Here is a 13,479-nt window from a genome sequence, read left to right on the forward strand (position 1 = left end):
GGCACTATCTCTATGACAGGACAACGGAACTTTGATTTGCCGGCGGGCTTCTGCCGGCCGTTGCTCTCTGCTAGGCTTGTGCGAAGCACCCCATCCGCAGCCAATCGATCAATCTGGTTTCGGGAATGCCCGGGACCTCGGAGGATGAATGACGACCGCCGTCCAGACCAAACAACAGGAACCCGTCGGTTTGCCCGACATGAAGGTGTCGGTCCGGCAGGTCTTCGGCATCGATAGCGACCTCGAAGTTCCCGCCTATTCCGAAGTCGATCCGCACGTGCCCGAAGTCGACAGCGACTACCGCTTCGACCGCGCCACCACGCTCGCGATCCTCGCCGGTTTTGCCAAGAACCGCCGCGTCATGGTCACCGGCTATCACGGCACCGGCAAGTCGACCCATATCGAGCAGGTCGCAGCCCGCCTCAACTGGCCCTGCGTGCGCGTCAACCTCGACAGTCACATCAGCCGTATCGATCTCGTCGGCAAGGACGCGATCGTGGTCAAGGACGGCAAGCAGGTCACCGAATTCCGCGACGGCATCCTGCCCTGGGCGCTGCAGCACAATATCGCGCTGGTGTTCGACGAGTATGACGCCGGCCGCCCCGACGTGATGTTCGTGATCCAGCGCGTGCTGGAAGTCTCCGGCCGCCTGACACTGCTCGACCAGAACAAGGTGATCAAGCCGCATCCGGCGTTCCGCCTGTTCTCGACCGCCAACACGGTCGGCCTCGGCGACACCTCAGGCCTCTATCACGGCACCCAGCAGATCAACCAGGGCCAGATGGACCGCTGGTCGATCGTCACCACGCTGAACTACCTCGCCCATGACGAGGAAGTCGAAATCGTGCTGGCCAAGGCGCGCCACTACCGCACCCAGGAAGGCCGCGACATCGTCAACAAGATGGTGCGGCTGGCCGATCTCACCCGCAACGCCTTCGCCAATGGCGACCTGTCGACGGTGATGAGCCCGCGCACGGTGATCACCTGGGCCGAGAACGCCGATATCTTCAGCGACATCGGCTTTGCGTTCCGCGTCACCTTCCTCAACAAGTGCGACGAGCTGGAGCGGCCGCTGGTCGCCGAGTTCTATCAGCGCTGCTTCAACGTCGAGCTGCCGGAATCTTCCGTCAACGTGGCGCTCAGCTAGCCCATGCCGAAAATCTCCGTCGAGCGCACACTGACCCAGACCAAGAAGGCGGTGCTCGGCGGATTGGGCCGCTACAACGACGAGAAGATGGGGAAGCAGCTCTACAAGCGCTTCGCCATCTCGCTGCGCGAGCGCGACGAGATCGTCGGCGGTATTGTCGGCGAGCTCTGGACCGCGGTGCTGTTCATCCAGTACTTCTGGATGGAGCAGAAGTTTCGCGGGGCGGGCCTCGGCGGCAAGCTGATCAAGGCGATTGAGGACGAGGCACGGCGCTTCGGAGCCGTCCGTGCCTATGTCGACACCATGAGCTTCCAGGCGCCGGACTTCTACCGCGCCAATGGTTATGAAGAGTTCGGTTCGATTGAGGGGTATCCCGGCGGCGCGACGCGCCATTGGTTTACGAAATCGCTATGACAACCTCCAACAGCAAATTCCGTCCCGGATCAAAGGAAGCGCCGACCGAGCCGTTCAAGCGCTCGGTCTCCGCATGCCTGAAGGCGATCGCCAGGAAGCCCGAGCTCGAGGTTAGCTTCGCCGCCGAGCGGCCGGGGCTCGCGCCCGGCAAGGCGCGGCTGCCGGAGCCGGCGCGCAAGATGACCAAGCGCGATGCCGCGATCGTGCGTGGGCACGCCGATTCGATCGCGCTGAAGATCGCCTGTCACGATCCCAAGGTGCATCGCAAGCTGATGCCGGGCAATCCGCAGGCGCGCGGCGTGTTCGAGGCGGTCGAGCAAGCCCGCGTCGAGGCGATCGGCTCGCGCCGCATGTCGGGGGTTGCGAAGAACCTCACCGCGATGCTCGACGATCATTTCCACCGCGGCAAGTATGACGAGATCACCGACCGCGCCGACGCGCCGCTGTCGGATGCGCTGGCGATGCTGGTGCGGGAGCGCCTGACGGGGCTGGCGCCGCCCGCGGCCGCCAAGAAGATGGTCGATCTCTGGCGTCCGGTGCTGGAGGACAAGATCGGCGCGCGGCTCGACAAATTGAGCCGCTTCACCGAGGACCAGGCGCGGTTCGGCGACCTCGTCCACGATCTGCTGTCGGCGCTCGATCTCGGCGACGAGCGCGACATGGACACCGACGATGACGACCAGGACGAGAACCAGGACGGCGACAGCGATCAGTCCGGCGCCGAGGGCTCGCCCGATTCCGACGCCGCGCAGGAGATGAGCGCCGACCAGGCGCAGGCGACCGCGGAAGAGATGAGCGAAAGCGCGATGGAGAGCGCGCAGGCCTCGACATCTGATACCTTCGACGACGGCGAGCTCGGCGACGACGAGACGCCGGGCGAGGCGACGCGGCCGAATTCGCGCGGCCAGAACGAGCCGCGCGGGCCGGAGTACCACGCCTTCGCGCCGAAATTCGACGAGGTGATCGCGGCCGAGGATCTCTGCGACCATGACGAGCTGGAGCGGCTGCGCTCCTATCTCGACAAGCAGCTCGCGCATCTGCAAGGCATCGTGGCGCGACTCGCCAATCGCCTGCAGCGCCGCCTGATGGCGCAGCAGAACCGCGCCTGGGAGTTCGACCTCGAAGAGGGCATCCTCGATCCGGCACGGCTGTCGCGCGTCGTCACCGATCCCTATCACCCGCTGTCCTTCATGCACGAGAAGGAGGCGACCTTCCGCGACACCGTGGTGACGCTGCTCTTGGATAATTCCGGCTCGATGCGCGGACGTCCGATCACGGTCGCCGCCACCTGTGCCGATATCCTGGCGCGCACGCTGGAGCGTTGCGGCGTCAAGGTCGAGATTTTGGGCTTCACCACCCGCGCCTGGAAGGGCGGGCAGTCGCGCGAATCGTGGCTCGCCGCCGGCAAGCCGGCCAACCCCGGCCGCCTCAACGACCTCCGCCACATCATCTACAAGTCCGCCGACGCGCCCTGGCGTCGTGCGCGCAAGAACCTCGGCCTGATGATGCGCGAGGGACTGTTGAAGGAGAACATCGACGGCGAGGCGCTGGACTGGGCGCACAAGCGCCTGTTGGCGCGTCCCGAGCAGCGCCGTATCCTGATGATGATCTCGGACGGCGCGCCGGTCGACGATTCCACGCTGTCGGTCAATCCCGGCAATTATCTCGAGCGGCACCTGCGCCACATCATCGACGAGATCGAGACCCGCTCGCCGGTCGAGCTGATCGCGATCGGCATCGGCCATGACGTGACGCGCTACTATCGCCGTGCCGTCACCATCGTGGATGCCGAGGAGCTCGGCGGCGCGATCACCGAAAAGCTGGCCGAGCTGTTCAGCGAGACTTCCGGCTCCGCGCCTGCGCAGGGCACCCGCCGCCGTCTCCACTCGTGAGACATGCGCTCAACCCCTAGCCGCCGGCGCTTCCTGCAAGATGTGGCGGCGGGGTTGTCGGCGGCGGCGCTGCCGCAGCTTGCGCTGGCGCAGAGCGCCACGCAGCCGCCGACCAGGCGGGCAGCCAAGCCCAACCCGCACTTCGTCAACGAGCCCGCCGCGATCGAGGTCAAGGCGCGGCCGCTGCCGTCCTTCGACACCCGCGATCGCGCGCGCGTCCGTTTCGGCCAGTTGGAATATCGCAGCGGCCTGGTGCTGACCTCGGCATTTTCAGGCTTCGGCGGCCTCTCGGCGCTGCGCCTCGACGCAAAGGGCGAGCGCTTCATCGCGGTCAGCGATCAGGGCTCCTGGTTCACCGGCCGCATCGTCTATCAGGGCCGGGCGATGACCGGCCTCGACGACGTCGAAGCGGCGCCGCTGCTCTGGTCCGACGGCAAGCCGATCACCGCGCGCGGCTGGTACGATTCGGAATCGCTCGCGCTCGACGGCTCGTTCGCCTATGTCGGGCTCGAGCGCGTCAATCAGGTGCTGCGCTACGATTTTTCGAAGGGCTTTACCCGCGCACGCGGCGAGGTCGTGCCGACGCCGCCGGCGGTGCGCAAGCTGCCGTTCAACCAGGGGCTGGAGGCGCTGGTTGTCGTGCCCAAAAATCTGCCGCTCGCCGGCACATTGATCGCGCTCTCCGAACGTGGGCTCGATGCCGACGGCAATCTGATCGCCTTCCTGGTCGGCGGCAAGACGCCGGGCCAGTTCAGCGTCCGTCGCACCGAGAATTTCGACATCAGCGACGCCGTGCTGCTGCCGTCGGGCGATCTCTTGATCCTGGAGCGGAAGTTCTCCTGGTTCGGCGGCGTCGGCATCCGCATCCGCCGTCTCGCTTTGTCCGAGATCGCGCCCGGTGCCGTGGTCGACGGTCCCGCGATCTTCAATGCCGATCTCGGCGACGAGATCGACAACATGGAGGGCATCGACGCCCATGTCACCGCGGAGGGCGACACCGTGCTGACCATGATCTCCGACGACAATTTTTCCCTGATCCAGCGCAATCTGCTGTTGCAGTTCACGTTGGTGGGGTGAGATTCCGGTGCGCCCATTTCAACGTCGTCATGGCCGGGCTTGTCCCGGCCATCCACGTCTTCTTTTCTCGGAGGCCAGACGTGGATGCCCGGGACAAGCCCGGGCATGATGATCTCTGGTGTGCCGGCGAGGCGGCGTTCCCGCATTGCTGGTCTGCGCCGCGGCTCGTCCGACGGGGTCGGCAGTTGTGATCGTACTCGCCGCCGCTATCTTACCCGCACCCTTTCCCCGGTCCGGATGTCCCCCGCATGAGCACCCTGTTTTCTCCGATCGAGCTGCGCGGCCTGAAGCTTGAGAATCGCATCATGGTTTCGCCGATGTGCCAGTATTCGGCCGTCGACGGCTCCGCCACCGATTGGCACTTCACCCACGTCAACATGCTGGCGCTGTCCGGCGCGGCGATGTTCTGCATCGAGGCCACCCATGTCGAGGACATCGGACGGATCACGCCGGGCTGTCTCGGTCTTTACAGCGATGCCAACGAGGCGGCGCTGAAGCCGATCCTGGCTTCGGTGCGCAAGCATTCCAAGGCGGCGGTCGCGATGCAGATCGCCCACGCCGGCCGCAAGGCCTCGAGCGCGCGTCCCTGGGATGGCGGGCAACTGATCCCGATCGCGGACGGCGGCTGGCAGACGGTTGCGCCGTCGGCCGTCCCGCACAAGGACGGCGAAGCTTCGCCGACAGCACTTGATGACGCCGGCCTGAAGCGCATCCGTGAGGCTTTCGTCGCCTCGGCCAAGCGCGCCGAACGGCTCGGTATCGATGCGATCGAGATCCACAGCGCGCATGGCTATCTCTTGCATCAGTTCCTGTCGCCGCTGGCGAACAAGCGCACCGACCGGTATGGCGGCTCGCTGGAGAACCGGATGCGGTTTCCGCTGGAGGTGTTCGACGCTGTGCGGTCAGCGTTTCCCGACCGCAAGCCGGTCGGCGTCCGCGTGTCGGCGACCGATTGGGTCGAGGGTGGCTGGGATGTCGCGCAGACCATCGAATATACGAAGGAGCTGCAGAAGCGTGGCGTCGACTGGATGGATGTCTCCTCCGGCGGCGTCTCGCCGCTGCAGAAGATTCCGCTCGGGCCGGGTTACCAGGTGCCGGCGGCGCAGGCGGTGAAGGAAGCGACCGGCGTCACTACGATGGCGGTCGGCCTGATCACGGAAGCAAAGCAGGCCGAGGAGATCGTGTCGTCCGGCAAAGCCGACATGGTCGCGCTGGCTCGCGGCATGCTCTACGAACCGCGCTGGGGCTGGCACGCCGCCGCCGAGCTCGGCGGCGAGGTGCCCGCGCCGCCGCAATATTGGCGCTCGCAGCCGTCGACCCAGAAAGCGCTGTTCGGCAAGACCACGTTCGGGGCGAGGTGAACCTGTAGCCCGGATTGCGCTTCGCTCCATCCGGGCTACGCTGCGCGGCAGAGCCATTGTCTTGCCGCAACCAAGGCAGGTACTCTTCCGGTCGCGTGCGGAAGACACGCAGTCAACAAGAGAGGAAGCCCATGGAACTCGGATACTTCGCGATGCCCTCGCATCCGCCGGAGTGCGGATTGAAGGAGGGGCACGATTGGGACCTGCAGACCCTGCGCTGGCTGGATGAGCTCGGCTATCAGGAAGCCTGGATCGGCGAGCATCACACCGCGCCGTGGGAGCCGCATCCCTCGCCCGATCTGTTGATCGCGCAGGCGCTGCTGCAAACCAAGAATCTGCGCATCGGCCCCGGCGGCTTCCTGCTGCCGTATCACCATCCGGCCGAGCTCGCTAACCGCGTCGCGATGCTCGATCATCTCTCGAACGGCCGGCTGAACTTCGGCGTCGCCGCCTCGGGCCTGCCGAGCGACTGGGCGATGTTCAACGTCGACGGCATGTCGGGCCAGAACCGCGACATGACGCGCGAGGCGCTCGAGATCATCCTGAAGATGTGGACCGACCCGGCGCCCTGGACCCACAAGGGCAAGTTCTGGACGGTGAGCAAGCCGGACACGATGTTCGATTTCCTCAAACCCCATATCAAGCCGCAGCAGGCGCCACATCCGCCGATCGGCGTCGCCGGCCTGTCGAAGAATTCCGACACGCTCAAGCTCGCCGGCGAGCGCGGCTTCATTCCGATGAGCCTCAACCTCAACCCGGCCTATGTCGGCAGCCACTGGGACTCGGTGGAGGCCGGCGCCGCCAAGACCGGCCGCAAGCCGAGCCGCAAGGACTGGCGGATGGTGCGCGAGGTGTTCGTGGCCGACACCGACGAGGAGGCCTGGAAGCTCTCGACCGGCGACATGATGGGCCGGATGATGGGCGAGTACTTCCTGCCGCTGCTCGGGCACTTCGGCTTCAAGGATTACTTGAAGGCGTCACCCGACGTATCTGACAGCGACGTCACGGTCGAGTATTGCGCGCGCAACAACTGGATCGTCGGCTCGCCTTCGACCGTTACCGAGAAGATCGAGAAGATCTACCGGGAGGTCGGCGGCTTCGGCGTGCTGCTGGTATTCGGCTTCGACTACAAGCACAAGCCCGAGGCCTGGCACAATTCGCTGCGGCTCCTGAAGCAGGAAGTGCTGCCGAAGCTGAAGCATCTCGACGCCTCGCTCGGACGCGCGGCGTAGCCTTTGACGTGGGTGAGGGAGCGCGCGGGGCAGCGGCAACGTTGCCCCGCGCTTCGTTGGTGGTCGCGCGCATGTGACGCCACGGCACCTATCGCGGCGCAGCAAGAAGGCCTAGTTTCGTTGCGGGGCGATTGATGAGGGCACAGCGATGCGAGCCCGGGTGCGGAAATTCGCTCATATCCTGGAGCGGTTCGGCCTTGCCATGGCAGGCGCCGCCAGCGGTCTGTTCGTCGCCATCCATGTCGGCTCCAGCGTCTCGGCGCTGACCTCGCAGGCGTTCCTGCTCTTGATGATGCTCGGCGGCGCGGTCGGCTTCTATCTTGGCATCGATACGCCGCAGCTCGCCTTTCATCCGAGGGACGATAGCGCCACGCGCCAGATCGATGCGGCCGAGTTCCTCAGTGCGGTCGGCACCTTTCTTGCGACCTTGGTCGCGTTCTTCTCGGTCGGCGTCATCGTGCTGCGCGGCGAGCCGCACATCGCCTGGACCGCGGCGATCATGCTGGGTTGGGTGCTCGGCGTCGCCATGCAGATCGTGGCCGGGACCATTGCGCGCCGGCGCGCGTGAACTTTACGCACGCGAGACACCTAGCCCTGCAAGATGCGTATCGATGAATTGCGCGAGCCGCTCGCGCAGTTGTTCGGGCGGCACTGCGACCATGCGTTCCTCGAGCCCCAGCGAGATGATGCCGTGGACCGCGGAGAACATCATCCGCGCCAGCAGCGCAACGTCGCCGGCATCCCGATCCGGCAATAGTCGCGCCAGCGGGGCATGCATCAGCGCGAAGGCGTCCATCACCATGGCCAGGATGTCTTCCGGAAACGGCCGGTCATCCTCCATACGGTGTTCGAACAGCGAGCGCAGCAGATTGGCGTGCACGGTCGCGAAGCCGAGATAGGCGTCCGCGAGCCCATGGAGCTGGCGGAGCGGATCCTCGGCCGGAACGGCCTTCAGCTGAGCGGTCAGGGCCTCAACGGTCTCCCGGTTGACCGTCAGGATCAGGCCGTCGAAATCGCCGAACTCATTATAGACGCTGCCGATGGAGCAGTCGGCGGCTTCGGCGACATCACGAACCTTCAATGATCTCAATCCTTTAGTTGCGATCAAACGGCGTGCGATCTCAATCAGCAGGGCCCGCCGCTGAAGTTTTTTTCGTTCTCTTCGCGATTCTTCTTGAACAATGTTCATTTTTATCCTACTAATTTGAGCGTTGCTCAAATACTGCTCTGGAGGCCACCCGCATGCAGACCCTAGCACTCGAACTGACCACCACCTTCGTCGACGACGCGATCGAGCTCGTGAAGGGCCTTGGCCGCATCACGGTCGACCTGGCGACAGCGCCGATCGAGCGCATCGCCCGCGCCTGCGACGTCGCGGGCGTGCTGGAGCAACGGCGCGCCAACCGGCGCGCGGCGTCCAGCCAAAGCTGCAACCGGCGCACCTGCTCGCCGTTCGGCGGCCTCAGCGAGCTGACCTGAAGCAACGCCCGATCGCGCCGGCAATTGTTGTCGAATCCTCAACAAAGCACTCACCATGTCCCGCCTTCGCCTCATCCCGCGTCGGTTGACCGCAGTCCCGGCTAAGGTCTCGTACATCTCTGCCGGGCAATGTCGCGGCATCTCGCCGATTTGCACCGGATCGAACCGATACGTTACGAAAAAGACTAAAGGCTGCGGCATCTTCGCCCCATCAGCCGGCTCGCCATTCTCCGCCACGCCAGCTCGCAGATAGTCCCGCGCGGCACGCCTGAACCCAAGGAAACGGTCATGATCAAGGAACTGATGTCGTCCCGCCGCTTCGCGCCGCTGTTCTGGGCGCAGTTCTGCTCGGCGCTGAACGACAACGTCTTGAAGAACGCGCTGGTCATCATGCTGCTGTACGGCGCCGCCACCGAGCAGGGGCCGATGCTGGTCACGGTCGCTGGCGCCGTGTTCATCTTCCCGTTCTTCGTGCTGTCGGCGCTGGGCGGTGAGCTCGCCGACAAATACGTCAAGTCGGTGGTCGCGCGGCGGTTGAAGTTCTTCGAGATCTTTGCCGCAGCCTTCGCCGCGGCCGGCTTCTTCCTGCATTCGATCCCGCTGCTGTTCGTCGCGTTGCTGCTGTTCGGCACCGTCGCGGCGCTGTTCGGGCCGGTGAAATATGCCATCCTGCCGGACCAGCTCTCGGTGCCGGAACTCGCCACCGGCAACGCGCTGGTCGAGGGCGCAACCTTCATGGCGATCCTGATCGGCACCATCGCCGGCGGTCTGTTCATTGCGGGCGCGACGCATATGGGCTGGATCTGCGCCGCCGTGGTCGGCCTCTCCATTCTCTCATGGGCGTTCGCGTCGCGCATTCCGGTGACGCAGCCGTCGGCGCCGGATTTACCGATCACCAGGAATCCCTGGACCTCGACCGTGCGCCTGTTGAAGTCGCTCTACGCCGAGCCGCGGCTTTGGGACGGCATGGTGATCGTGTCGTGGTTCTGGATGGTCGGCGCCATCGTGCTGTCGCTGCTGCCCGCGCTGATCAAGGAAGGTGTCGGCGGCACCGAGGGCGTGGTTACGCTGTGCCTCGCGGTGTTCGCGATCGGCATCGCGGCCGGCTCGCTGTTCGCCGCCCAGCTCAGCCATACCAGACCCAATATCGCGCTGGTGCCGATCGGCGCCATCGTGATGGGCCTGGTTGGTCTTGATCTCGCCTGGGCGATCGGCCACACCGCGACCAGTCATGATGTCACCGCCGCTGATTTCGCGGCCTCGTTCAGTGGCTTCCGCATGCTGTTCGACTTCTTCCTGTTCGCCTTCGGCGGCGGCCTGTTCGTGGTGCCGGCGTTTGCCGCCGTGCAGGCCTGGACCGCGCCGTCCGAGCGCGCCCGCATCATTGCCGCCGGCAACATTTTGCAGGCCGGCTTCATGGTCGCCGGTGCGCTGTTCGTCGCGGCGCTGCAATCCGCCGGGCTTGCGATCGCCTGGATCTTCTTCGGGCTGGCGATTGCGAGCTTCGGCACCGTCTGGTTCGTGCTCTCCAAATGGGGCAAGGAGGGCGTGCGCGATTTCGGTGGGCTCTTGTTCCGCGCGCTGTTCCGCGTCGAGGTCCGCGGCATGGAGAACCTGCCGCCGGCGGGCACGCGGATGCTGATCGCGCCCAACCACGTCAGCCTGGTCGATGGCCCGCTGCTGCACGCCACCTTGCCGATTGATGCGAGCTTCGCGGTCGATACCGGCATCTCCAAGGCGTGGTGGGCCAAGCCATTCCTGAAGATGATCAAGCACTACACGATGGATCCGTCGAAGCCGCTGGCGGCGCGCGACCTGATCAAGCTGGTCGCCGCCGGCGAGCCGGTGGTGATCTTCCCGGAGGGCCGCATCACGCTGTCGGGCTCGCTGATGAAGGTTTATGACGGCACCGCGATGATCGCCGACAAGGCCGATGCCGTGGTCGTGCCGGTTCGCATCGAGGGCGCGCAGCGCTCGCATCTGTCCTATCTCAATCAGGGCGAGATCAAGCGCTCCTGGTTCCCCAAGGTGACGATCACGATCCTGCCGCCGGTCAAGCTGCCGGTCGACCAGGCGCTGCGCGGCAAGGCCCGCCGCAATGCCGCCGGCGCCGCGCTTCAGGACGTCATGATCGACGCCATGGTCAAGAACGCGATGCTCGACCAGACCCTGTTCGAGGGCCTCGGCCACGCCTATCGCGACCGCGACACTGGCAAGCCCATCATCGAGGACGCCCTCGGCACCAAGCTGACCTATCGCAAGCTGATCCTCGGCGCCCAGGTGCTGAGCCGCAAGCTCGAGCAGGGGACGTCGGTCGGGGAATATGTCGGCGTGCTGCTGCCGAACTCGGCCGGTGTCGCCGTCGCCTTCTTTGCGTTGCAGACCATCGGCCGCATCCCGGCGATGCTCAACTTCTCGGCCGGCCCGGTCAACGTGCTGGCTGCGATGAAGGCGGCCCAGGTGAAGACCGTGCTGACCTCGAAGGCGTTCATCGAGAAGGGCAAGCTCGACAGACTGATCGCCGCGATCGCGGGGCAAGCCCGCGTCGTCTATCTCGAGGATGTCCGCGAGACCATCAGTCTCTCCGACAAGATCGCGGGCTTCCGTGCCGGCATCGCGCCGCGGGTCGCTCGTCAAGCCAATGATCCCGCGGTGGTGCTGTTCACCTCGGGCTCGGAGGGCACGCCGAAGGGTGTCGTGCTATCCCACCGCAACATCCTCGCCAATGCCGCGCAGGCGCTGGCGCGGGTCGACGCCAATGCGCGCGACAAGGTGTTCAACGTGTTGCCGGTGTTCCACTCGTTTGGTCTCACCGGCGGCATGATGATGCCGATCCTCGGCGGCATCCCGATCTTCATGTATCCGTCGCCGCTGCACTACCGGATCGTGCCCGAGCTGATCTACCAGACCGGCGCCACCATCCTGTTCGGCACCGATACCTTCCTCACCGGCTACGCCCGCTCGGCGCATGCCTACGACTTCCGCACCCTGCGGCTGGTGATCGCGGGCGCGGAGGCGGTGAAGGAGCGCACGCGGCAAATCTACATGGAGCGCTACGGCGTCCGCATCCTCGAAGGCTACGGCGTCACCGAGACCGCGCCGGTGCTGGCGATGAACACGCCGATGGCCAACCGCCAGGGCACCGTCGGCCGCATCTCGCCGCTGATGCAATACCGCCTCGATCCGGTCCCCGGCATCGAGGAGGGCGGACGGCTCTCGGTGAAGGGCCCGAATGTGATGCTCGGCTACCTCCGTGCGGAAAATCCCGGCGTGCTGGAGCCGCTCACCGACGGCTGGCACGACACCGGCGACATCGTCACGGTCGACGCGCAGGGCTTCATCGCCATCAAGGGCCGCGCCAAGCGCTTTGCGAAGATCGCGGGCGAGATGGTCTCGCTGTCGGCGGTCGAGGCGATGGCGACCGCGCTGTGGCCGCAGGCGGCCTCGGTCGCGGTGTCGTTGCCCGACCAGCGCAAGGGCGAGCGCATCGTGCTCCTGACCACCGAGAGGAACGCCGACCGCTCTGCGATGCAGCGCCAGGCAAAGACGACGGGCGCCTCCGAGCTCGCGGTGCCCGCCGACATCCGCATCGTCGACAAGGTGCCGCTGCTCGGCACCGGCAAGACCGACTATGTCGGCGCCACCGCGCTGGCAAAGGAACTTGCTGCCGCGCCGGCGCAGGGCGAGCCGACTGGCGAGGAAGGCGCGCCCGACGCGGAGCCGCAACAGCACGTCGCATGACGGACGGGTTGTGCTTTCGGGGAGCATGTTGTCAGATGCCGGCAACTGCTCCCCGAAGAAAGCACTCTTCATGCCGCTTCCGCTTGATCCCGTCGTCGAGAAGATCATCCCCCTCCTGCCGCTGCGCGACCCCGCGACCATGACGCCGCAGAGCGCGCGCGATTCGCTCCGCGCGCTGGCCGATGCCCGCGCCGCGATCCCGCCGCCGCCGAACGACACGGTCCGCAACATCGAAGTCGCGGGCGCGGCCGGCCCGCTCGCGGCGCGGCTCTATCGCAACGGCCAAGAAAACTCCCAGGGCCGCGCGCCGACCGTGATCTTCTTTCACGGCGGCGGCTGGGTCGCCGGCGATCTCGAGACCCATGACCGCCAAGCCCGCAACCTCGTGATCGAGACCGGTGCGGTGGTGATCTCGGTCGATTACCGCCGCCCGCCGGAGACCCGCTTTCCCGGCGCCTTCGAGGATGCCTTCGCCGCGGTCCGTGATGTGGTCGCGCGCATCGGTGAGTTCGGCGGCGATCTCTCCCGCATCGGCGTCGCCGGCGATTCCGCGGGCGGAAATCTCGCCGCCACCACGGCGCTCGCCTGCCGCGATGCCGGCATCAGGCTCGCGGCACAATTGCTGGTCTATCCCGTCACCGACGTGGTCGGCAATTACGCCGATCCGACGGAGAATGCGAAATTCCCGTCGCGCGCCGAGAACGCCGACGGCTACTTCCTGTCGCGTGCGGTGATGGAGTGGTTTGCCGGGCATTATCTCGGCGACAGGACGCAAGGCACGGACTGGCGCGTCTCGCCGCTGCGCGCGACATCGCTTGAAGGTGTCGCGCCTGCCGTCGTCACCACCGCCTGGTTCGATCCACTGCGCGACGAGGGGCATGCTTACGCGAGGGCGTTGCAGGCTGCCGGCGTCCCGGTGACGTATCACGCGGGCGAGGGCCTGATTCACGGCTATTTCGGCCTCGGCGATGCCTCCGAGACGGCGCGTGCCGAGGCGCAGCGCGCGCGGGCCGATTTCAAGGCGTTGTTCGATCGCGGCGTCTAACCTCCTCGTCGACTGCGTAGGGTGGGCAAAGGCGCGGCAGCGCCGTGCCCACCATTCTTGCTCCGTGCTCGCGATGGTGGGCACGTCGCTT

11 protein-coding genes are annotated in these 13,479 nt (G+C 65.9%); 10 read left to right on the forward strand and 1 reads right to left on the reverse strand.

Annotation, left to right across the window (positions count from 1 at the left end):
* The first annotated feature begins 148 nt into the window (after positions 1–148).
* The 7 genes from cobS (at position 149) to IC762_RS03315 (ending at position 7,691) form a co-directional block, all read left to right on the forward strand.
* On the forward strand, positions 149–1,147 hold the full coding sequence (gene cobS, locus IC762_RS03285) for a cobaltochelatase subunit CobS (protein WP_195787229.1): 999 nt from the start codon (positions 149–151) through the stop codon (positions 1,145–1,147).
* 3 nt (positions 1,148–1,150) lie between these two features.
* The gene (locus IC762_RS03290; RefSeq protein WP_195787230.1) at positions 1,151–1,561 is read left to right on the forward strand and encodes a GNAT family N-acetyltransferase; all 411 of its coding nucleotides are present in this window, start codon (positions 1,151–1,153) and stop codon (positions 1,559–1,561) included.
* Positions 1,558–3,453 (forward strand): cobaltochelatase subunit CobT, encoded by a 1,896-nt coding sequence (cobT, locus tag IC762_RS03295; protein ID WP_195787231.1) that lies wholly within the window; start codon positions 1,558–1,560, stop codon positions 3,451–3,453. Before IC762_RS03290 ends, cobT begins: the two co-directional genes overlap by 4 nt.
* Positions 3,454–3,456: 3 nt before the next feature.
* Positions 3,457–4,530, forward strand: a complete 1,074-nt coding sequence (locus IC762_RS03300) for an esterase-like activity of phytase family protein (RefSeq protein WP_195787232.1) — start codon at positions 3,457–3,459, stop codon at positions 4,528–4,530.
* Between the two features lie 248 nt (positions 4,531–4,778).
* Positions 4,779–5,891, forward strand: coding sequence for an NADH:flavin oxidoreductase/NADH oxidase (locus tag IC762_RS03305; RefSeq protein ID WP_195787233.1), 1,113 nt, complete (start codon positions 4,779–4,781; stop codon positions 5,889–5,891).
* Positions 5,892–6,022: 131 nt separating this feature from the next.
* Entirely contained in the window at positions 6,023–7,123 is a 1,101-nt protein-coding gene (locus tag IC762_RS03310; RefSeq protein ID WP_195787234.1) for an LLM class flavin-dependent oxidoreductase, read from the forward strand.
* 148 nt (positions 7,124–7,271) lie between these two features.
* Complete coding sequence (locus IC762_RS03315; RefSeq protein ID WP_195787235.1) at positions 7,272–7,691, forward strand: hypothetical protein; 420 nt, start codon at positions 7,272–7,274, stop codon at positions 7,689–7,691.
* Between the two features lie 3 nt (positions 7,692–7,694).
* Here IC762_RS03315 and IC762_RS03320 read toward each other — a convergent pair whose 3' ends face one another.
* A complete protein-coding gene (locus tag IC762_RS03320; RefSeq protein WP_195787236.1) occupies positions 7,695–8,312 on the reverse strand; it encodes a TetR/AcrR family transcriptional regulator in 618 nt (205 codons plus the stop codon).
* Positions 8,313–8,365: 53 nt separating this feature from the next.
* On the opposite strand from IC762_RS03320, the gene IC762_RS03325 reads away from it, so the two are divergent.
* The 3 genes from IC762_RS03325 to IC762_RS03335 all read left to right on the forward strand — a co-directional run bounded on the left by IC762_RS03325 (position 8,366) and on the right by IC762_RS03335 (position 13,388).
* On the forward strand, positions 8,366–8,602 hold the full coding sequence (locus IC762_RS03325; protein WP_195787237.1) for a hypothetical protein: 237 nt from the start codon (positions 8,366–8,368) through the stop codon (positions 8,600–8,602).
* Between the two features lie 288 nt (positions 8,603–8,890).
* Positions 8,891–12,343 carry an acyl-[ACP]--phospholipid O-acyltransferase gene (locus IC762_RS03330; protein WP_195787238.1) on the forward strand — a complete coding sequence of 1,151 codons (3,453 nt, stop codon included), beginning with the start codon at positions 8,891–8,893 and terminating at the stop codon, positions 12,341–12,343.
* 70 nt (positions 12,344–12,413) lie between these two features.
* Positions 12,414–13,388, forward strand: a complete 975-nt coding sequence (locus IC762_RS03335; RefSeq protein WP_195787239.1) for an alpha/beta hydrolase — start codon at positions 12,414–12,416, stop codon at positions 13,386–13,388.
* Positions 13,389–13,479: the final 91 nt, after the last annotated feature.

It is taken from the genome of Bradyrhizobium genosp. L (assembly GCF_015624485.1).
Lineage (GTDB): Bacteria > Pseudomonadota > Alphaproteobacteria > Rhizobiales > Xanthobacteraceae > Bradyrhizobium.